Annotated in this window: 19 protein-coding genes; 11 read left to right on the top strand and 8 right to left on the bottom strand. The window is 51.4% G+C overall.

The annotated features are described in order from the left end of the window. Together yadW and erpA are read left to right on the top strand one after the other, a co-directional pair. Positions 1 to 66, top strand: a complete 66-nt coding sequence (yadW, locus tag C1192_RS25155) for a small protein YadW (RefSeq protein ID WP_122983118.1) — start codon at positions 1 to 3, stop codon at positions 64 to 66. Beyond that, positions 59 to 403 carry an iron-sulfur cluster insertion protein ErpA gene (gene erpA / locus C1192_RS12165; RefSeq protein ID WP_001295564.1) on the top strand — a complete coding sequence of 115 codons (345 nt, stop codon included), beginning with the start codon at positions 59 to 61 and terminating at the stop codon, positions 401 to 403. The genes yadW and erpA overlap by 8 nt, the downstream gene beginning before the upstream one ends. 44 nt (positions 404 to 447) lie before the next feature. On the opposite strand, the gene C1192_RS12160 is transcribed toward erpA, so the two are convergent. From C1192_RS12160 to mtnN, 3 genes are read right to left on the bottom strand one after another with little or no spacing between them, the layout of a single operon-like run. Beyond that, positions 448 to 1,071 (bottom strand): TRIC cation channel family protein, encoded by a 624-nt coding sequence (locus tag C1192_RS12160; RefSeq protein WP_038354980.1) that lies wholly within the window; start codon positions 1,069 to 1,071, stop codon positions 448 to 450. Between the two features lie 37 nt (positions 1,072 to 1,108). Continuing rightward, positions 1,109 to 1,909, bottom strand: coding sequence for a vitamin B12 ABC transporter substrate-binding protein BtuF (gene btuF / locus C1192_RS12155; RefSeq protein ID WP_038354981.1), 801 nt, complete (start codon positions 1,907 to 1,909; stop codon positions 1,109 to 1,111). Beyond that, a complete protein-coding gene (gene mtnN / locus C1192_RS12150; protein ID WP_000689856.1) occupies positions 1,902 to 2,600 on the bottom strand; it encodes a 5'-methylthioadenosine/S-adenosylhomocysteine nucleosidase in 699 nt (232 codons plus the stop codon). The genes btuF and mtnN overlap by 8 nt, the downstream gene beginning before the upstream one ends. An 83-nt stretch (positions 2,601 to 2,683) precedes the next feature. Here mtnN and dgt point away from each other — a divergent pair, with 83 nt between their 5' ends. From dgt to cdaR, 4 genes are all read left to right on the top strand, one after another. After that, on the top strand, positions 2,684 to 4,201 hold the full coding sequence (dgt, locus tag C1192_RS12145) for a dGTPase (protein WP_038354982.1): 1,518 nt from the start codon (positions 2,684 to 2,686) through the stop codon (positions 4,199 to 4,201). 129 nt (positions 4,202 to 4,330) lie between these two features. Continuing rightward, a complete protein-coding gene (gene degP, locus C1192_RS12135; protein ID WP_001517772.1) occupies positions 4,331 to 5,755 on the top strand; it encodes a serine endoprotease DegP in 1,425 nt (474 codons plus the stop codon). Positions 5,756 to 6,212: 457 nt separating this feature from the next. Further along, positions 6,213 to 7,565, top strand: coding sequence for a group II intron reverse transcriptase/maturase (gene ltrA / locus C1192_RS12130; protein WP_103194782.1), 1,353 nt, complete (start codon positions 6,213 to 6,215; stop codon positions 7,563 to 7,565). Positions 7,566 to 7,773: 208 nt separating this feature from the next. Continuing rightward, positions 7,774 to 8,931, top strand: coding sequence for a DNA-binding transcriptional regulator CdaR (gene cdaR, locus C1192_RS12125; protein ID WP_000929415.1), 1,158 nt, complete (start codon positions 7,774 to 7,776; stop codon positions 8,929 to 8,931). Positions 8,932 to 8,994: 63 nt separating this feature from the next. Here cdaR and C1192_RS12120 read toward each other — a convergent pair whose 3' ends face one another. From C1192_RS12120 to map, 5 genes are all read right to left on the bottom strand, one after another. Then, complete coding sequence (locus C1192_RS12120; protein ID WP_000272188.1) at positions 8,995 to 9,381, bottom strand: DUF3461 family protein; 387 nt, start codon at positions 9,379 to 9,381, stop codon at positions 8,995 to 8,997. A 158-nt stretch (positions 9,382 to 9,539) separates the two neighbouring features. Beyond that, a complete protein-coding gene (yaeI, locus tag C1192_RS12115) occupies positions 9,540 to 10,352 on the bottom strand; it encodes a phosphodiesterase YaeI (RefSeq protein ID WP_038354618.1) in 813 nt (270 codons plus the stop codon). Between the two features lie 53 nt (positions 10,353 to 10,405). Beyond that, a complete protein-coding gene (gene dapD / locus C1192_RS12110; RefSeq protein WP_001186657.1) occupies positions 10,406 to 11,230 on the bottom strand; it encodes a 2,3,4,5-tetrahydropyridine-2,6-dicarboxylate N-succinyltransferase in 825 nt (274 codons plus the stop codon). 30 nt (positions 11,231 to 11,260) lie between these two features. Further along, on the bottom strand, positions 11,261 to 13,933 hold the full coding sequence (gene glnD, locus C1192_RS12105) for a bifunctional uridylyltransferase/uridylyl-removing protein GlnD (RefSeq protein ID WP_038354617.1): 2,673 nt from the start codon (positions 13,931 to 13,933) through the stop codon (positions 11,261 to 11,263). Between the two features lie 179 nt (positions 13,934 to 14,112). Beyond that, entirely contained in the window at positions 14,113 to 14,907 is a 795-nt protein-coding gene (gene map, locus C1192_RS12100) for a type I methionyl aminopeptidase (RefSeq protein ID WP_001018205.1), read from the bottom strand. A gap of 365 nt (positions 14,908 to 15,272) precedes the next feature. Here map and rpsB point away from each other — a divergent pair, with 365 nt between their 5' ends. The 5 genes from rpsB (at position 15,273) to ispC (ending at position 20,111) form a co-directional block, all read left to right on the top strand. Further along, positions 15,273 to 15,998, top strand: a complete 726-nt coding sequence (gene rpsB, locus C1192_RS12090; protein ID WP_000246882.1) for a 30S ribosomal protein S2 — start codon at positions 15,273 to 15,275, stop codon at positions 15,996 to 15,998. 252 nt (positions 15,999 to 16,250) lie between these two features. Next, positions 16,251 to 17,102: a translation elongation factor Ts gene (tsf, locus tag C1192_RS12080; RefSeq protein WP_000818112.1), complete on the top strand. Its 852-nt coding sequence runs from the start codon at positions 16,251 to 16,253 to the stop codon at positions 17,100 to 17,102. A gap of 146 nt (positions 17,103 to 17,248) precedes the next feature. After that, complete coding sequence (gene pyrH, locus C1192_RS12075; protein WP_000224575.1) at positions 17,249 to 17,974, top strand: UMP kinase; 726 nt, start codon at positions 17,249 to 17,251, stop codon at positions 17,972 to 17,974. 291 nt (positions 17,975 to 18,265) lie between these two features. Then, positions 18,266 to 18,823 (top strand): ribosome recycling factor, encoded by a 558-nt coding sequence (gene frr, locus C1192_RS12070; protein WP_000622419.1) that lies wholly within the window; start codon positions 18,266 to 18,268, stop codon positions 18,821 to 18,823. Positions 18,824 to 18,914: 91 nt separating this feature from the next. Next, on the top strand, positions 18,915 to 20,111 hold the full coding sequence (ispC, locus tag C1192_RS12065; protein WP_038354616.1) for a 1-deoxy-D-xylulose-5-phosphate reductoisomerase: 1,197 nt from the start codon (positions 18,915 to 18,917) through the stop codon (positions 20,109 to 20,111). Positions 20,112 to 20,264: the final 153 nt, after the last annotated feature.

The following is a 20,264-nucleotide window of genomic DNA, read 5'->3' as shown; positions in this document are numbered from 1 at the left end:
ATGGCGCTTATTATTGGGTTAGAATTTGCCCAATTGCCGATGTCGTTTGGAGCAAAATATGAGTGATGACGTAGCACTGCCGCTGGAATTTACCGACGCAGCAGCCAACAAAGTTAAAAGCCTGATCGCTGATGAAGATAACCCGAATCTGAAGTTACGCGTGTATATCACTGGTGGCGGTTGCAGCGGCTTCCAGTATGGTTTCACCTTTGATGATCAGGTGAACGAAGGCGATATGACTATCGAAAAACAGGGTGTAGGCCTGGTGGTTGACCCGATGAGTCTGCAATACCTGGTCGGCGGTTCCGTTGACTATACCGAAGGTCTGGAAGGTTCACGTTTCATCGTGACCAACCCGAACGCGAAAAGCACCTGCGGTTGCGGTTCTTCCTTCAGCATCTAATCTGCTTTTAATATGCCGGATAACCTATCCGGCATATCTTCTCTTCAACGTCCATTATCATCCAGTGCAAACGTCGGTAGTTTAAGATGCCAACGGATAGCTGCCAGCCGAATCAATAGCGTTACAACCATCCCCATCATACTGGCTGTTTCCAGCGGTACGGAGAACGTGTAATGGGCTGTAGCGTGGACAATACCGCCGATAATGCAGGCCGTCGCGTAGATTTCTGTGCGTAATATCATCGGGATTTCACGCGCCAGTACATCCCGGATGATCCCGCCGCCAACGCCGGTGATCACACCCATACAAACGGCAATCAGTGGGCCTGCTTCCGCATTAAAGGCTTTGTTGACACCAATACCAACAAACACCGCCAGGCCAACCGCGTCAAGCACAGGCAGCATCCATTTTGGTAAGCGTCTTGGCTGGCGTACCAGAACGATAGTCAACATACTGGTCACCATCGCGACGACCAAGTCTGTGGGATCTTTCACCCAAAATACCGGACCGTGATCCAGCGTCATGTCGCGAATTGTCCCGCCACCTACTGCGGTAACCACGCCCAGAACCAGGACGCCAAAAGGATCCATACGCAATTTTCCGGCTAGCAAAACGCCGGAGATGGCAAATACCGCTGTGCCGACTATATCCAGCCAATAGACGAGCATTTCTCAATCCCCACTGAGCACCTGAAAATATCAGGCGCTAATCCACCTGTGAAAGCGCATTACAGAGTTGTTGTGCAGCGAGGATAATACGTGGGCTTGCGCGTTCAAACCAGTCGCTCGTGAGAGGAATAACGGGAATTTTGAGCTGTTCGCCCCAGTATTGCTTTATTTTAGGAATTTTATCCGCTCCGCCCGTGATGACAATAGCCTGTGGGGCGCGTGCTAATACCTGTTCGCGGCTAACCTGCGGCCAGGGAACCCGGCTGTCTTTAAAGATGTTTTCTCCGCCGCAAACTTCCAGCACCTGGTTCTGAATCGACTCTTTTCCGCTGGTGAACGGCGGATTAATGCCGAATTGTAAGAAAACACGTTTTTTAGGTTTATCAGCATATTGCGCTTTCAGTTGCGCATACTGTTCCAGTAAGGTTTGCGCGGCTTGCCCGGCTTTGTCTGGCTTCGGGCTCCAGGGTGCCAGTTGGCGTAGCGCATCAGCAATTTGTTCAATGCTTGTCGCATCGACCCACATCACTTTTATTCCCAGCGAAATCAGTTGGTCAACCTGCCGCTCGGCATTGCCCCCGCGCCAGGCAATCACCAGATCGGGCTTCAGCGCCACGATGCGCTCCAGATTCATCCCCTGCCAGGTGGAAACCTGCTCAATCTTCCGGGCTTCTGGTGGATAGTCGGAATAACTGCTGACCCCTACCGGGGTGATCCCGGCGGCAAAGGCAAGTTCAGTGTTGGCGGGAGAAAGAGTGATAACGCGCGGCGCGGCGTTGAGCCACAGCGGCGCGAGAAAAGACAGGGCGACCAGCACCCTGAACAGTGACTTAGCCATGAGTCAGTTTCTGCACCAGTGACTCAACCATCAGGCTGGACTGTTTGGCTGCAACGGCCAGAAATTCGTCGAAGCTGAGATGAGACTGCTGATCGGCCACGTCAGAGATGGCGCGTACCACCACAAACGGTACGTTAAAATTGTGGCAGACATGAGCGATAGCCGTCGCTTCCATCTCTACCGCAATGGCTTGCGGGAAGTTGTGACGGATTTTCGCCAGAGCAACGGAGCCGTTGATGAAAGCGTCACCACTGACAATCAGACCGCGCACGGCGTTAAGATTCAGTTCGGCAATGCAGGACTCGGCAGCCGCGATCAATTTATCATCAGCTTTGAAGCCTGCCGGGCAGCCAGGTAGCTGACCGTATTCGTAGCCAAATGCCGTCACGTCGGCGTCGTGATAACGTGTTTCGTCAGAGACAACGATATCGCCTACTTTCAGCGTTGATGCCAGCCCCCCCGCAGAACCGGTGTTAATAATCACATCTGGCTTGCAGTGCTCCAGCAGTAGAGTCGCACCCAGCGCCGCAGCGACTTTACCGATACCCGATTTCAGAAGCGCAACCTCGGTTCCGTTCAGTTGACCCGTGTAGATTTCACAGCCACCCAGGCGGAGAGTTTGACGGTTTTCGATTTTGTCACGCAGCAGCGTAACTTCTTCTTCCATTGCACCAATGATGCCGATTTTCATAGATTTACTCGCGATAAGCCCGATTTGAGGGCATAGTTTATCATGCGCTTAAGGGGAAGCGTATTTCTCACGCGGGAGAGGACATGACACAGATTGATTTCCGAAAAAAAATAAACTGGCATCGTCGTTATCGTTCACCGCAGGGTATTAAAACCGAGCATGAGATCCTGCGGATCTTTGAAAGCGATCGGGGACGTATTATCAACTCCCCGGCAATTCGCCGTCTGCAACAAAAGACCCAGGTCTTCCCACTTGAGCGTAATGCCGCCGTGCGCACGCGTCTTACCCACTCTATGGAAGTGCAGCAGGTAGGGCGCTATATCGCCAAAGAGATATTAAGTCGTCTGAAAGAGCTTAAATTGTTGGAGGAGTATGGTCTGGACGAGCTGACCGGCCCCTTTGAAAGCATTGTCGAGATGTCATGCCTGATGCACGATATCGGTAACCCGCCGTTTGGTCATTTTGGCGAAGCGGCGATTAATGACTGGTTTCGCCAGCGTTTGTACCCGGGGGATGCCGAAAGTCAGCCGCTGACCGATGATCGCTGTCGTGTGGCAACGTTGCGATTAAGGGAAGGAGAGGAACAGCTCAATGAATTGCGGCGCAAAATTCGTCAGGATTTATGTCATTTTGAAGGCAATGCGCAGGGGATTCGCCTGGTGCATACATTGATGCGGATGAATCTCACCTGGGCGCAGGTTGGCGGTATTTTAAAATATACCCGTCCGGCGTGGTGGCGTGGTGATACGCCTGAGACGCATAACTATTTAATGAAAAAGCCGGGCTATTATCTTTCCGAAGAAGTCTATATTTCCCGTTTGCGTAAAGAACTTAATTTGGCTCTTTACAGTCGTTTTCCATTAACGTGGATTATGGAAGCTGCCGACGATATCTCTTATTGTGTGGCTGATCTTGAAGATGCGGTTGAGAAAAGAATATTTACCGTTGAACAGCTTTATCATCATCTCCACGAGGCATGGGGTCAGCATGAGAAAGGTTCGCTGTTTGCACAGGTAGTAGAAAATGCCTGGGAAAAATCACGCTCAAATAGCTTAAGTCGCAGCACGGAAGATCAGTTTTTTATGTATTTACGGGTTAATACTCTCAATAAACTGGTGCCTTATGCGGCACAACGATTTATTGATAATTTACCGACGATTTTTGCCGGAACGTTTAATCATGCGCTGTTGGAAGATGCCAGTGAATGTAGCGATCTTCTGAAGTTATATAAAAATGTCGCCGTAAAACATGTATTTAGCCATCCAGATGTCGAGCAGCTTGAATTACAGGGCTACCGGGTGATTAGTGGGTTATTAGAGATTTATCGTCCTTTATTAAGTCTGTCGTTATCAGACTTTACTGAACTGGTAGAAAAAGAACGGGTGAAACGCTTTCCGATTGAATCGCGCTTATTCCACAAGCTCTCCACGCGCCATCGGCTGGCCTATGTCGAGGCCGTCAGTAAATTATCATCAGATTCTCCTGAATTTCCTCTATGGGAATATTATTATCGCTGCCGCCTGATACAGGATTATATCAGCGGTATGACAGACCTCTATGCGTGGGATGAATACCGGCGTCTGATGGCTGTAGAACAATAACCAGGCTTTTGTAAAGACGGACAATAAATTTTTACTTTTTGCAGAAACTTTAGTTCGGAACTTCGCGCTATAAAACGAATCTGAAGAACACAGCAATTTTGCGTTATCTGTTAATCGAGACTGAAATACATGAAAAAAACCACATTAGCACTGAGTGCACTGGCTCTGAGTTTAGGTTTGGCGTTATCTCCGCTCTCTGCAACGGCGGCTGAGACTTCTTCAGCAACGACAGCCCAGCAGATGCCAAGCCTTGCACCGATGCTCGAAAAGGTGATGCCTTCAGTGGTCAGCATTAACGTAGAAGGTAGCACAACTGTTAATACGCCGCGTATGCCGCGTAATTTCCAGCAGTTCTTCGGTGATGATTCTCCGTTCTGCCAGGACGGTTCTCCGTTCCAGAGTTCTCCGTTCTGCCAGGGTGGCCAGGGCGGTAACGGCGGCGGTCAGCAACAAAAATTCATGGCGCTGGGTTCCGGTGTCATCATTGATGCCGATAAAGGCTATGTTGTTACCAACAACCACGTTGTTGATAACGCGACGGTCATTAAAGTTCAACTGAGCGATGGCCGTAAGTTCGACGCGAAGATGGTTGGCAAAGATCCGCGCTCTGATATCGCGCTGATCCAGATCCAGAATCCGAAAAACCTGACTGCAATTAAGATGGCGGATTCCGATGCGCTGCGTGTAGGTGATTACACCGTAGCAATCGGCAACCCGTTCGGTCTGGGCGAGACGGTAACTTCCGGTATCGTCTCTGCACTGGGACGTAGCGGCCTGAACGCCGAAAACTACGAAAACTTCATCCAGACCGATGCCGCAATCAACCGCGGTAACTCCGGTGGCGCGCTGGTTAACCTGAACGGCGAACTGATCGGCATTAACACCGCGATCCTCGCGCCGGACGGCGGTAACATCGGTATCGGTTTTGCTATCCCGAGTAACATGGTGAAAAACCTGACCTCGCAGATGGTGGAATTCGGCCAGGTGAAACGCGGCGAGCTGGGCATTATGGGAACCGAGCTGAACTCTGAACTGGCGAAAGCAATGAAAGTTGACGCCCAGCGCGGTGCTTTCGTAAGTCAGGTTCTGCCGAACTCTTCCGCTGCGAAAGCTGGCATTAAAGCGGGTGATGTGATCACCTCACTGAACGGTAAACCGATCAGCAGCTTTGCCGCGCTGCGTGCCCAGGTTGGCACCATGCCGGTGGGTAGCAAACTGACCCTGGGCTTACTGCGCGATGGTAAGCAGGTTAACGTGAACCTGGAACTGCAGCAGAGCAGCCAGAATCAGGTTGATTCCAGCTCCATCTTCAACGGTATTGAAGGCGCAGAGATGAGCAACAAAGGCAAAGATCAGGGCGTGGTAGTGAACAACGTGAAAACGGGCACTCCGGCTGCACAGATCGGCCTGAAAAAAGGTGATGTGATTATTGGCGCGAACCAGCAGGCAGTGAAAAATATTGCTGAACTGCGTAAAGTTCTCGACAGCAAACCGTCTGTTCTGGCACTGAACATTCAGCGCGGCGACAGCACCATCTACCTGTTAATGCAGTAATCTCCCTCAACCCCTTCCTGCAAACGGGAAGGGGTTCTCTTTGTGTGCCGGGCATGTTCAGCAGCTCGGGGGTGAAAGTCCCCTGTCCAGCCTGATGGTGGCGAAGGACTAGCGAAGCGCAAGGGCGTCGTCGTGAGGCGGGGTCTGAAGGAAGCGTGAAGCAAATCCATGACCTGACGAACAGAAATCCGATACGAGGCCTACCCGGTTGGCGGAGCAAGCAAAGAATTGCGAAGGCCATAACCATCAAGAACCGGGGTGGTAAATCGGACAGGTGTGTGGTGAAGGCGGCTGAACTTACCCCGGGAGGCCTGTCCGTCGTTCTGTATCCAGAACTGAGCGTACCGTAAGGGGCGCTGACCGGCGGACAGGAGTCAGCAGAGGGCATAGTAGGGCATGACACCCGAAGGCCCGAACGGTAATGAGTGACGAGTATCAACGGAGGTTCTGAACGGTCATGCAGCAGAAAACGCATCGCGACCCTGAGGCCGGGGAACGGGGTGAAGCCCCGAACGCCGCCCTTCCGGGGGCTGAAACCGTGCAGGCACCGACGAACAGAGAAAGTCCGTCGTCAACAGTGTGGCTGATGGAAGCCATTTGTGAACCAGTCAATCTCAGGCAAGCCCTGAAAAGAGTTAAAGCCAACAAAGGTGCAGCGGGAGTCGATGGTATGCGCGTAAGCGAACTGCCGGACTACCTGAGGCACCACTGGCCAGAGCTGAAAGCGCAACTGCTGTCCGGCAGATACCGCCCATCTCCTGTGAGAAGAGTGTCCATACCGAAGCCCGGCGGCGGCGAACGTCTGCTGGGCATCCCGACGGTGGTGGATCGCTTCATCCAGCAGGCGATGATGCAGGTATTGCAGGCACAGTGGGATAGCTCGTTCAGCGACAACAGCTACGGGTTCCGTCCCGGTCGTTCGGCCCACCAGGCAGTGATACAAGCCCGGGAACATATCGGGGCCGGGTATCACTGGGTGGTCGACCTCGATCTGGAGAAGTTCTTCGACCGGGTAAATCACGATGTGCTGATGAGCCGGATAGAGAAACGAGTATCGGATAAACGGGTGTTGTCACTTATCCGCAGGTTCCTGAATGCAGGGGTGATGGACGCAGGTCTGGTAAGGCCGGTGACAGAAGGAACGCCGCAGGGCGGCCCACTGTCGCCGCTGCTATCGAACCTGCTGCTTGACGACCTCGACAAGGAACTGGAGAAACGTGGTCTGAAGTTCGTGCGGTACGCAGACGACTGTAATGTCTACGTGAAAAGCGAACGGGCAGGCAACCGGATCATGGCGGGGTTGACGCACTGGCTGAGCCATAAACTGAAGCTGAAGGTCAACGCGAAGAAGAGTGCTGTAGCACGCCCTGAAACGCGCAAGTTCCTTGGATACAGCTTCATAAGGGGGCGGAAGGTATGGTGCGTGGTATCGCCGGAGTCGATAAAACGGTTCAAAATGCGGATAAGAGCACTGACCGGACGCAACACAGGGAGAAGCCTTGAACAGCTAACTCAGCCGCTAAGACGATATCTGACGGGCTGGAAAAGTTACTACGGGCTGAACCAGAGGCCATCGCTGATGCGAGAGCTGAACGGATGGATAAGGCGCAGGCTGCGAAGCATACTCTGGAAACAGTGGAAAACGGGCCGCAACCGCTTCAGGGAGTTGCGCAGTCGAGGTGTAAGCAAGGACCTTGCGGCGCAAACAGCAGGAAGCTGCCATAAAGAGTGGCGGATAAGCTGTAGTCCGGCACTGAATATAGCACTCCCCAATAAGCTGTTCTCCAGACTGGGCCTGCCAGAAGTATAGGCAGGCGACGATCAACATAACCGAACCGCCGTATACGGCCCCGTACGTACGGTGGTGTGGGAGGAAGCTGATCGTGAGATCAGCTCCTATCCCGATTCAATTTGTGACTCCCTCCACAACTCCATATTTCTGCATTGTCCTTTGTGCATTTGCACAATGCTGTGCGTTGCGTACTTCCTTATGCTAAACCGTGCTCAACGGAGGGCTTATGGCTGGCTGGCATCTTGATACCAAAATGGCGCAGGATATCGTGGCGCGCACTATGCGCATTATCGATACCAATATCAACGTAATGGATGCTCGCGGGCGAATTATCGGCAGCGGCGATCGTGAGCGTATTGGTGAATTGCACGAAGGTGCATTGCTGGTACTTTCGCAGGGGCGAGTAGTCGATATTGATGATGCCGTGGCGCGCCATCTGCATGGTGTGCGACAGGGGATCAATCTACCGTTACGGCTTGAGGGCGAAATTGTCGGCGTGATCGGACTGACCGGTGAACCGGAGCATTTGCGTAAATATGGCGAGCTGGTCTGTATGACGGCAGAAATGATGCTGGAACAGTCACGGTTGATGCACCTGCTGGCGCAGGATAGCCGACTGCGTGAAGAGCTGGTGATGCATCTGATTCAGGCTGAGGAGAGTACGCCAGCATTAACCGAATGGGCGCAGAGGTTGGGCATCGATCTCAATCAACCCCGCGTAGTAGCCATTGTCGAGGTCGACAGCGGTCAGCTTGGCGTCGATAGCGCGATGGCGGAATTACAGCAACTGCAAAACGCGCTGACTATGCCGGAACGTAATAATCTGGTTGCGATTGTTTCGCTGACTGAAATGGTGGTGCTAAAACCGGCGTTGAATCAGTTTGGGCGCTGGGATGCGGAAGATCATCGTAAGCGAGTTGAACAACTCATTACCCGCATGAAAGAGTATGGTCAGTTACGTTTCCGCGTTTCGCTGGGTAACTATTTTACCGGTCATGGCAGTATTGCCCGTTCTTATCGCACGGCGAAAACGACGATGGTCGTCGGTAAGCAGCGAATGCCAGAAAATCGCTGCTATTTTTATCAGGATCTGATGTTGCCTGTTTTACTTGATAGTTTGCGCGGTGACTGGCAAGCCAACGAACTGGCTCGTCCTCTGGCACGGCTCAAAGCGATGGATAATAACGGTTTGCTACGGCGTACGCTGGCGGCGTGGTTTCGCCATAATGTGCAGCCGCTGGCAACGTCAAAGGCGTTGTTTATCCATCGTAATACGCTGGAGTATCGTCTCAACCGTATCTCTGAATTGACCGGGCTGGATTTGGGTAATTTTGATGACAGGCTGTTGCTGTATGTGGCGTTGCAACTGGATGAAGAGCGGTAGGTTCATAACAAAATTAAAGCCGGGTGATACTTTACCCGGCTCGCAGAATGACATCAGTTACTATTATTTGCGTGTCAGCTTTTCCAGATCCGCCTCAATTTCGCTGATCTTATTGGTCACCACTGACTCCAGGTGACGCAAGTCATCGAGAATTTTACGTTTAAGATCCACTTCGCTACGATCGCGTTGGCAGATTTGATCAAGCTCATCAATGATATAACGCAGATTCGGGCTGATCTCCTGAACTTCTTTATAGCCCTGACCCACACCATCTGCAACCACCGTTTTGCGCTGACGTGGATATTTAAACTTCACGCTCTTGGCAAAAAACTCACCTTTATCTTTCTGGAAATAGATTTTCAGAATATCGTTGTTGGCTTCCTGCCGGAGGCTGTAACGATCGATTTCTTCAGGATTGGTAATACCCAGACTTTTCAGATTGTCGTACATAGCGTTACCTCAAAATGAGTCAGTAAATTGTGCTTATCTTAGCATTTGGCTTGGCCCGCCCGGCTCGACTGTGATCGCAGAAAGCCTTTTTCCAGACTTCTATCATGGCGTAAAAATTAAAAAATTACCTGCTTTATTTTGGCGATAGATTTTACGTTCTACACCAGTTCCAGTATCGTCACTTCCGGACGGCAGTTAAGCCGCAGCCCATACAAACTTCCCACGCCGCGTGTCGTATAGATTTTTCGTTCACCAAACGCATTTAACCCGGTGACGTAGCGTTTATCTTCGACTGGTGCAAAAGATTCGCCAACCAATGGCACGCGTAGCTGCCCGCCATGAGTATGACCGCACAGCATCAGATCCCAGGGGGCATCACGCATGATTTCTTTGCTGTCGGGATTATGTGCCAGCACCAGCCGTGGCAGATTAGCGTCGTTTACGCCGGGAGGGTTACATTGCCCAGCCCATAAATCCCCAGTGCCAACCAGTTCAAATTGTCGATTCTGTGTGGAGAGAACCGTTGCCTCGTTAAACAACATCTTGATACTCGCTGATTTCAGCGCTTCGCTAATTAAGCGATTCTTTTGCGTACCGACGGGGCGATCGTGGTTGCCGTAACAGGCAAATGTCGGCGCACATTCGGCAAGGGGAGATAGTACGCCACCAAACGCCGAAAAATTCAGCGGCATATCAAATAGTACGTAGTCGCCGCCCAGCAATATCAAATCGGGATTTTGCGCCACTCCAAGGGCAATGGCTTCTGATATCAGGGTGAGTGGAACAAAGCGGGAGTAATGGAGATCGGCAAGAAAAAGAATTTTGAACGGTGCGGCTTTATCTTTAAAAAAGGCGATGTGCTGATGGGTTAATTCAAGCCAGCCGGGTTCCAGGTAATGTATATAGCCGAAACCTGAGCCTGCGGCTAACGTTGCGGTGGCAGCCTGTAAAAAACGTCGGCGTGAAATCATCATCTTTCCCTGCAAAGAAAACGGGCAGCATCATGCTGCCCGTGTACATACTCTTAATCGATGGTACGCAGCAGTTCGTTGATGCCGACTTTACCGCGGGTTTTCGCGTCAACTTTCTTAACAATAACAGCACAGTAAAGGCTGTATTTACCATCTTTCGACGGCAGGTTGCCAGAAACAACTACAGAACCTGCCGGAACGCGACCATAGTGGATTTCACCCGTTTCACGGTCGTAAATACGGGTGCTCTGACCGATGTATACGCCCATGGAAATAACGGAACCTTCTTCGACAATTACGCCTTCAACGACTTCAGAACGCGCGCCGATGAAGCAGTTATCTTCAATGATGGTCGGGTTAGCCTGCAGCGGCTCCAGCACACCACCGATACCTACACCGCCAGACAGGTGCACGTTTTTACCAATCTGCGCACAGGAACCGACTGTGGCCCAGGTATCAACCATCGTACCTTCATCAACGTATGCACCGATGTTGACATAAGACGGCATCAGCACAGTGTTACGGGCGATAAACGCACCCTGACGCACTGCCGCGGGTGGCACCACGCGGAAGCCTTCTTTCTGGAAACGTGCTTCGTCGTAGTTGGCGAATTTCATCGGCACTTTATCGAAGTAGCGGCTTTCTGCTCCTTCTACCACCTGATTATCATTAATACGGAAAGAGAGCAGCACCGCTTTTTTTAACCACTGATGCGTCACCCACTGACCGTCAATTTTTTCCGCAACACGCAGTGCGCCGGAATCCAGCAGGGCGATCACCTGATTTACCGCTTCGCGGGTAACGGTGTCTGCATTGGCTGGCGTGATCTCGGCACGGCGTTCAAAAGCGGTCTCAATAATGTTCTGTAACTGCTGCATTGTTAAACTCTTTTCATATCAGTAAACACATCACACTTTATCGTTTGGATTGAGGGCCTCTGTCAACCGCTGATGTACTTCCTGCTGCAACTCGTTATTAAGTGCACGTCGGTCAGCGGTGGCGATTATGAATAAATCTTCTACTCGCTCACCAATGGTTGTAATTCTGGCACCATGAAGCGAAATTCCCAGATCGGCAAAAATTTTCCCTACCCGTGCCAGCAGTCCAGGCTGGTCGAGAGCAATCAGCTCGAGGAATGATTTTCGGTCGGTATGGGTTGGCAAAAACGTCACTTCGGTTTCAACGGTAAAATGACGCAGTTTGGCGGGTTGACGACGCGGCTGAGGTGGCTGCCAGCTACTTTGTGTCAGTACCTGCTCCAGACCAAAACGAATAACTTCATGGCGAACAGTGGACAGAGGGCTGCCATCTGGCTCCAGCACGATGAAGGTATCCATCGCCATACCGTCGCGGGTGGTGAAAATTTGCGCGTCATGAACGCTTAAATTGCGACGGTCTAACTCGGCACAAACGGCGGCAAACAGGTATGGGCGGTCCGGGCTCCAGATAAAAATCTCGGTGCCACCGCGCGTGGCTTGCGGGCTAAGTAATACCAGCGGCTTACTTAAATCGTGCTGTAATAAATGGCGCGCGTGCCAGGCCAGTTGATTTGGGCTATGGCGGACAAAATAGTTAGCGCGACAGCGCGACCAAATTTGGTGCAGCGCCTCTTCGTCGATGTTATCCATGCGCAACAGAGCCAGCGCCTGAAGCTGGTGATGGCGAACCCGTTCGCGCATATCCGGCGTATTTTGCATTCCGCGTCGTAGCTGCTTTTCGGTAGCAAAATAGAGCTCACGCAACAGACTTTGCTTCCAGCTATTCCACAGCGTTTCGTTAGTGGCACAAATATCAGCCACCGTCAGGCATACCAGATAGCGCAGACGATTTTCCGTTTGTACTTCTTCGGCAAACTGTTTGATGACTTCCGGGTCCTGAATATCACGGCGCTGAGCGGTTACCGACATTAGCAAGTGCTGGCGAACCAGCCAGGCCACCAGTTGCGTTTCGCGCGAGTTCAGCCCGTGGAGTTCAGCAAAATTCACCACGTCTTGTGCGCCGAGTATGGAGTGATCGCCGCCGCGTCCTTTGGCGATATCATGAAACAATGCGGCGATGAAAATCAGCTCCGGCGATGGCAGGCGTGGCCAGACATCCACACACAACGGGTGGCGAGGGCGCGTCTCTTCACTGGCAAAACTTTCCAGTTTCAGCATCACGCGAATGGTGTGTTCATCTACTGTGTAAGCGTGGAACAAGTCAAACTGCATCTGCCCGACGATATGCGACCACTGCGGCATATAGGCACCGAGCACGCTATGACGATGCATTGGCAAAAGTCCGCGACGCACTGCGCCAGGGTGTCGAAGAATGCTTAAAAACAGTTTTCGCGCTTCCGGAATATTACACAGCGGTTGTTGCAGATGGCGACGGGCATGGCGCAACTGACGCAGCGTGGTGGAGTAAATACCAGTGATCGCGCTATTGCGCACCATGGTATAAAACATGCGCAAGATGGCTTCCGGCTGGCGCATAAACAGCGTTTCATCGCGTAGGTCGATCAGCGTACCACGTAGCTGAAATTCATCGTCAATCGGACGTGGTTTTTCATCTGCGGGGAGGGCGAGGATGGCTTCATCGAACAGTTGCAGCAGCATCTGGTTGAGTTCGCTGACGCGACGCGTGACGCGGAAATAATCCTTCATCATTCGTTCGACCGGTTCGTTACCTTCGCCACTGTAATTCAGACGCTGGGCGACGCTTAACTGGCGATCAAACAGCAGTCGGTTATCGTAACGGCTAACGACCAGATGCAGGGCAAAGCGAATGCGCCACAATATATGCAGACACTCGTTTAATTCCGCCCGCTCCGCAGACGTTAAGAAGCCAAACCCCACCATTTCATCCAGCGATGTAGCACCGAAATGTCGGCGGGCGACCCATTGCAGGGTGTGGATATCACGCAAGCCGCCGGGGCTGCTTTTGATATCTGGTTCGAGGTTGTAACTGGTGCCGTGATAACGCTGGTGGCGCTGGTTTTGCTCCTCAACTTTCGCCGCGTAGAACTTGTCAGAAGGCCAGAATCCTTCGCTGAAAATATGCTTTTGCAGTTCGAGAAATAGCGCCACATCGCCAATCAACAGACGTGATTCAATTAAATTGGTGGCGACGGTTAAATCCGATAACCCTTCCAACATACACTCTTCAAGGGTGCGCACGCTATGACCGACTTCCAGCTTCACATCCCAGAGCAGCGTTAACAGTTCGCCCACTTTTTGCGCCTGATCGTCCGGGAGTTTTTTACGACTTAAGATCAGTAAATCGATATCTGAAAGCGGATGTAACTCGCCGCGACCATAGCCACCGACGGCAACCAGCGCCAGATCGGCAATCTGGCTGAAACCCGCTTCTATCCATAAACGTTGCAGGAGCTGGTCGATAAACTCAGTGCGCGCCTCAATCAATTGTTCCGCAGAAATCCCGCTGTCAAAGGCATCGCCCAGCCAACGCTGGAAAGTGTCGATATGGGCTTTTATTCCACAGACGGTTAATTCATCACGGGGCCAGACGCCAGGGTTTTGCGGTTGACCGGGAAGGGTGGGGAGAGCGGTGTTTGCGTACTGTTCTGGAAGGGTATTCATTGTGCGCCACCCATAAGATTAAATTATCGCATTAAAAAAGCCGGCATTCGCCGGCTTCAGATTGTTGACAAAGTACGCTTTGTTCATGCCGGATGCGGCGTGAACGCCTTATCCTGCCTACAACTTCTTGCAAATGGAGAAGGTAGGACGCATCAGGCAATTTTGCGTTTGTCTTCCTCTTATTCGTCGTGCGAGATTATCGCCGGGATGGTGTCATCCTTGCGTAGCGTCAGAATTTCGCAGCCGTTATCGGTCACTACAATAGTATGCTCGTATTGTGCAGACAAGCTGCGATCTTTGGTTTTTACCGTCCAGCCATCTTTCATGGTGCGGATCTCTTTTTTACCCGCGTTGACCATTGGCTCGATGGTGAAGGTCATCCCCGGTTTCAGCACGACGTTGGTTTCTGGGGAGTCATAGTGCAGCACTTGCGGCTCTTCATGGAAGCCGCGACCAATGCCGTGCCCGCAATATTCACGAACGACGGAGAAGCCTTCTGCTTCGACAAATTTCTGAATTGCCGCGCCGATTTCACGCAGATTAATGCCCGGTTTTACCATACGCAGCGCCAGATACAGGCTCTCTTGCGTAATGCGACACAGGCGTTCGCCCATGATGGTCGGTTTACCGACGATAAACATTTTTGAGGTGTCGCCGTGGAAACCATCTTTGATTACGGTGACGTCAATGTTAACGATGTCGCCGTCTTTCAGCAGTTTGGCGTCGTCCGGGATACCGTGGCACACCACTTCATTAATAGAAATGCAAACGGATTTCGGATAACCGTGATAGCCGAGGCAGGCAGAAACTGCGTGTTGCTGATTAACAATATAATCATTACAGATGCGATCCAGTTCGCCGGTGCTGACGCCCGGTTTAACATACGGTTCGATCATTTCCAGCACTTCGGCAGCCAGGCGGCCAGCGACGCGCATTTTTTCGATATCTTCAGGGGTCTTGATTGAGATAGCCATTAATTCTGTCCATCAGCGTCGGTGATACCGACAATATATTTAAGTGCTGTCAATGGTATCACACCCTGCCAAATTGAGAATCATTCTGAACTTCGCGAAACGTGCCACCGGGGGTTTCCTGTAATAGAAAATTCATCGTGTGATGTTGTACACCGCACCAACAATTATTGGAGTCCACGGCGTATTTGTGGTATAAAGCGCGCCGGACTTCCGATCCATTTCGTATACACAGACTGGACGGAAGCGACAATCTCACTTTGTGTAACAACACACACGTATCGGCACATATTCCGGGGTGCCCTTTGGGGTCGGTAATATGGGATACGTGGAGGCATAACCCCAACTTTTATATAGAGGTTTTAATCATGGCAACTGTTTCCATGCGCGACATGCTCAAGGCTGGTGTTCACTTCGGTCACCAGACCCGTTACTGGAACCCGAAAATGAAGCCGTTCATTTTCGGTGCGCGTAACAAAGTTCACATCATCAACCTTGAGAAAACTGTACCGATGTTCAACGAAGCTCTGGCTGAACTGAACAAGATTGCTTCTCGCAAAGGTAAAATCCTTTTCGTTGGTACTAAACGCGCTGCAAGCGAAGCGGTGAAAGACGCTGCTCTGAGCTGCGACCAGTTCTTCGTGAACCATCGCTGGCTGGGCGGTATGCTGACTAACTGGAAAACCGTTCGTCAGTCCATCAAACGTCTGAAAGATCTGGAAACTCAGTCTCAGGACGGTACTTTCGACAAGCTGACCAAGAAAGAAGCGCTGATGCGCACTCGTGAGCTGGAGAAACTGGAAAACAGCCTGGGCGGTATCAAAGACATGGGCGGTCTGCCGGACGCTCTGTTTGTAATCGATGCTGACCACGAACACATTGCTATCAAAGAAGCAAACAACCTGGGTATTCCGGTATTTGCTATCGTTGATACCAACTCTGATCCGGACGGTGTTGACTTCGTTATCCCGGGTAACGACGACGCAATCCGTGCTGTAACCCTGTACCTGGGCGCTGTTGCTGCAACCGTTCGTGAAGGCCGTTCTCAGGATCTGGCTTCCCAGGCGGAAGAAAGCTTCGTAGAAGCTGAGTAATAAGGCTTGATAACTCCCCCGAAATAGTTCGAGTTGCAGGAAGGCGGCAAGCTCGAGAATCCCAGAGAGCTTACTTAAGTAAGTGACCTGAGTGAGCGAAGACAACGCGCCTGCAGCTTGAAATATGAAGGGGAGAGCCCTTATAGACCAGGTAGTACACGTTTGGTTAGGGGGCCTGCATATGGCCCCCTTTTTCACTTTTATATCTGTGCGGTTTAATTCCGGGCAGATCACATCTCCGAGGATTTTAGAATGGCTGAAATTACCGCATCCCTGGTAAAAGAGCTGCGTGAGCGTACTGGCGCAGGCATGATGGATTGCAAAAAAGCACTGACTGAAGCTAACGGCGACATCGAGCTGGCAATCGAAAACATGCGTAAGTCTGGTGCGATCAAAGCAGCGAAAAAAGCAGGCAACGTTGCTGCTGACGGCGTGATCAAAACCAAAATCGACGGCAACTACGGCATCATTCTGGAAGTTAACTGCCAGACTGACTTCGTGGCAAAAGATGCTGGTTTCCAGGCGTTCGCAGACAAAGTGCTGGACGCAGCGGTTGCTGGCAAAATCACTGACGTTGAAGTTCTGAAAGCACAGTTCGAAGAAGAACGTGTTGCGCTGGTAGCGAAAATCGGTGAAAACATCAACATTCGCCGTGTTGCTGCGCTGGAAGGCGACGTTCTGGGTTCTTATCAGCACGGCGCGCGTATCGGCGTTCTGGTTGCTGCTAAAGGCGCTGACGAAGAGCTGGTTAAACACATCGCTATGCATGTTGCTGCAAGCAAACCAGAATTCATCAAACCGGAAGACGTATCCGCTGAAGTGGTAGAGAAAGAATACCAGGTACAGTTGGACATCGCGATGCAGTCTGGTAAGCCGAAAGAAATCGCAGAGAAAATGGTTGAAGGCCGCATGAAGAAATTCACCGGCGAAGTTTCTCTGACCGGTCAGCCGTTCGTTATGGAACCGGCAAAAACTGTTGGTCAGCTGCTGAAAGAGCATAACGCTGAAGTGACTGGCTTCATCCGCTTCGAAGTGGGTGAAGGCATCGAGAAAGTTGAGACTGACTTTGCAGCAGAAGTTGCTGCGATGTCCAAGCAGTCTTAATTATCGAAAAGGAGCCGCCTGAGGGCGGCTTCTTTTTGCGCCCATCTTGTAAATTCAGCTAACCCTTATGGGGCTGCGCTGAAAAGCGACGTACAATGTCGCCAGTATTAATTCATTTCAATCGTTGACAGTCTCAGGAAAGAAACATGGCTACCAATGCAAAACCCGTCTATAAACGCATTCTGCTTAAGTTAAGTGGCGAAGCTCTGCAGGGCACTGAAGGCTTCGGTATTGATGCAAGCATACTGGATCGCATGGCTCAGGAAATCAAAGAACTGGTTGAACTGGGTATTCAGGTTGGTGTGGTGATTGGTGGGGGTAACCTGTTCCGTGGTGCTGGTCTGGCGAAAGCGGGTATGAACCGCGTTGTGGGCGACCACATGGGCATGCTGGCGACCGTGATGAACGGCCTGGCAATGCGTGATGCACTGCACCGCGCCTATGTGAACGCTCGTCTGATGTCCGCTATTCCATTGAATGGCGTGTGTGACAGCTACAGTTGGGCCGAAGCTATCAGCCTGTTGCGTAATAACCGTGTGGTGATCCTCTCTGCCGGTACTGGTAACCCATTCTTCACCACTGACTCTGCAGCTTGCCTGCGTGGTATCGAAATTGAAGCCGATGTGGTGCTGAAAGCAACCAAAGTTGACGGTGTGTTTACCGCTGACCCGGCGCAAGATCCAACTGCAACTATGTACGAGCAGTTGACCTACAGTGAAGTGCTGGAGAAAGAACTGAAAGTGATGGACCTGGCTGCCTTTACGCTGGCTCGTGACCACAAATTACCGATTCGTGTTTTCAACATGAACAAACCGGGTGCGCTGCGCCGTGTGGTAATGGGTGAAAAAGAAGGGACTTTGATTACGGAATAATTCCCGTAATGGATAAATAAGGGTAAGATTCCGCATAAGTATCGCGGGGACGTAAGTCTGATTATAAGGCGTTATTGTTTCAGGCAGTTTGGTCACGGCCAGCGCGCAACAACCGGAGCGTACAAAAGTACGTGAGGATTGCGAGCACTGCCCAGGGTCAAAATGGCAAATAAAATAGTCTAATAATCCAGACGATTACCCGTAATATGTTTAATCAGGGCTATACTTAGCACACTTCCACTGTGTGTGACTGTCTGGTCTGACTGAGACAAGTTTTCAAGGATTCGTAACGTGATTAGCGATATCAGAAAAGATGCTGAAGTACGCATGGACAAATGCGTAGAAGCGTTCAAAACCCAAATCAGCAAAATACGCACGGGTCGTGCTTCTCCCAGCCTGCTGGATGGCATTGTCGTGGAATATTACGGCACGCCGACGCCGCTGCGTCAACTGGCAAGCGTAACGGTAGAAGATTCCCGTACACTGAAAATCAACGTGTTTGACCGTTCAATGTCTCCGGCCGTTGAAAAAGCGATTATGGCGTCCGACCTCGGCCTGAACCCGAACTCTGCGGGTAGCGACATTCGTGTTCCACTGCCTCCGCTGACGGAAGAACGTCGTAAAGATCTGACCAAAATCGTTCGTGGTGAAGCAGAACAAGCACGTGTTGCGGTGCGTAACGTGCGCCGTGACGCGAACGACAAAGTGAAAGCACTGTTGAAAGAAAAAGAGATCAGCGAAGATGATGATCGCCGTTCTCAAGACGATGTACAGAAACTGACTGACGCTGCAATCAAGAAAATTGAAGCGGCGCTGGCAGACAAAGAAGCAGAACTGATGCAGTTCTGATTTCTTGAACGACAAAAACGCCGCTCAGTAGATCCTTGCGGATCGGCTGGCGGCGTTTTGCTTTTTATTCTGTCTCAACTCTGGATGTTTCATGAAGCAACTCACCATTCTGGGCTCGACCGGCTCGATTGGTTGCAGCACGCTGGACGTGGTGCGCCATAATCCCGAACACTTCCGCGTAGTTGCCCTGGTGGCAGGAAAAAATGTCACTCGCATGGTAGAACAGTGCCTGGAATTCTCTCCCCGCTATGCTGTTATGGACGATGAAGCGAGTGCGAAACTTCTTAAAACGACGCTACAACAACAAGGTAGCCGCACCGAAGTCTTAAGTGGCCAGCAGGCTGCTTGCGATATGGCGGCGCTTGACGATGTTGATCAGGTGATGGCTGCGATTGTCGGTGCCGCAGGCCTGCTACCTACGCTTGCCGCGATCCGCGCGGGTAAAACCATACTGCTGGCAAACAAAGAATCACTGGTCACCTGTGGACGTCTGTTCATGGACGCCGTAAAGCAGAGCAAAGCGCAGTTATTACCCGTCGATAGCGAACACAACGCCATTTTTCAGAGTTTACCGCAACCTATTCAGCACAATCTGGGATACGCTGACCTTGAGCAAAATGGCGTGGTGTCCATTTTACTTACCGGGTCTGGTGGCCCTTTCCGTGAGACGCCATTGCGTGATTTGGCAACAATGATGCCAGATCAAGCTTGTCGACATCCGAACTGGTCGATGGGACGTAAAATTTCCGTCGATTCGGCCACCATGATGAACAAAGGTCTGGAATACATTGAAGCGCGCTGGTTGTTTAACGCCTGCGCCAGCCAGATGGAAGTGCTGATTCATCCGCAGTCAGTGATTCACTCAATGGTGCGTTATCAGGACGGCAGTGTTCTGGCGCAGTTGGGTGAACCCGACATGCGAACGCCAATTGCCCACACCATGGCATGGCCGAATCGCGTGAACTCTGGCGTGAAGCCGCTCGATTTTTGCAAACTGAGTGCGTTGACATTTTCCGCACCGGATTATGAACGTTATCCATGTCTGAAACTGGCGATGGATGCGTTTGAACAAGGCCAGGCTGCGACGACGGCATTGAACGCCGCAAACGAAATTAGTGTTGCAGCCTTCCTTGCGCAACGGATTCGTTTTACGGATATCGCCGCGTTGAATTTATCCGTGCTGGAAAAAATGGATATGCGCGAACCACAATGCGTGGACGATGTGTTGTCTGTTGATGTCAATGCGCGCGAGGTCGCCAGAAAAGAGGTGATGCGTCTCGCAAGCTGAGGATAATCCGGCTACAGAGAGTCGTGCTATTTGTTAGCGTAGGGCTTCAGTGATATAGTCTGCGCCATCTGATCGTAAGTAGTTGGCTTTCTAAGGTCAGGTATGCCGTGGTTTGACACGGCTTTTTTTTGTATAGGCTTCAGTATTCCTGAG

Origin of the sequence: Escherichia marmotae, from assembly GCF_002900365.1 — a bacterium.
Taxonomy (GTDB): Bacteria; Pseudomonadota; Gammaproteobacteria; order Enterobacterales; family Enterobacteriaceae; genus Escherichia; species Escherichia marmotae.
This window is presented reverse-complemented; position numbering and strand designations above follow the sequence as displayed.

Bases quoted from the DNA above. Each gene is read 5' to 3' on its own strand.
- glnD (WP_038354617.1), bottom strand. From the start codon at position 13,933: ATGAATACCCTTCCAGAACAGTACGCAAACACCGCTCTCCCCACCCTT.
- mtnN (WP_000689856.1), bottom strand. From the start codon at position 2,600: ATGAAAATCGGCATCATTGGTGCAATGGAAGAAGAAGTTACGCTGCTG.
- degP (WP_001517772.1), top strand. From the start codon at position 4,331: ATGAAAAAAACCACATTAGCACTGAGTGCACTGGCTCTGAGTTTAGGT.
- yaeI (WP_038354618.1), bottom strand. From the start codon at position 10,352: ATGATTTCACGCCGACGTTTTTTACAGGCTGCCACCGCAACGTTAGCC.
- C1192_RS12120 (WP_000272188.1), bottom strand. From the start codon at position 9,381: ATGTACGACAATCTGAAAAGTCTGGGTATTACCAATCCTGAAGAAATC.
- rpsB (WP_000246882.1), top strand. From the start codon at position 15,273: ATGGCAACTGTTTCCATGCGCGACATGCTCAAGGCTGGTGTTCACTTC.
- C1192_RS12160 (WP_038354980.1), bottom strand. From the start codon at position 1,071: ATGCTCGTCTATTGGCTGGATATAGTCGGCACAGCGGTATTTGCCATC.
- tsf (WP_000818112.1), top strand. From the start codon at position 16,251: ATGGCTGAAATTACCGCATCCCTGGTAAAAGAGCTGCGTGAGCGTACT.
- btuF (WP_038354981.1), bottom strand. From the start codon at position 1,909: ATGGCTAAGTCACTGTTCAGGGTGCTGGTCGCCCTGTCTTTTCTCGCG.
- map (WP_001018205.1), bottom strand. From the start codon at position 14,907: ATGGCTATCTCAATCAAGACCCCTGAAGATATCGAAAAAATGCGCGTC.
- ltrA (WP_103194782.1), top strand. From the start codon at position 6,213: ATGCAGCAGAAAACGCATCGCGACCCTGAGGCCGGGGAACGGGGTGAA.
- dgt (WP_038354982.1), top strand. From the start codon at position 2,684: ATGACACAGATTGATTTCCGAAAAAAAATAAACTGGCATCGTCGTTAT.
- pyrH (WP_000224575.1), top strand. From the start codon at position 17,249: ATGGCTACCAATGCAAAACCCGTCTATAAACGCATTCTGCTTAAGTTA.
- ispC (WP_038354616.1), top strand. From the start codon at position 18,915: ATGAAGCAACTCACCATTCTGGGCTCGACCGGCTCGATTGGTTGCAGC.
- cdaR (WP_000929415.1), top strand. From the start codon at position 7,774: ATGGCTGGCTGGCATCTTGATACCAAAATGGCGCAGGATATCGTGGCG.
- erpA (WP_001295564.1), top strand. From the start codon at position 59: ATGAGTGATGACGTAGCACTGCCGCTGGAATTTACCGACGCAGCAGCC.
- dapD (WP_001186657.1), bottom strand. From the start codon at position 11,230: ATGCAGCAGTTACAGAACATTATTGAGACCGCTTTTGAACGCCGTGCC.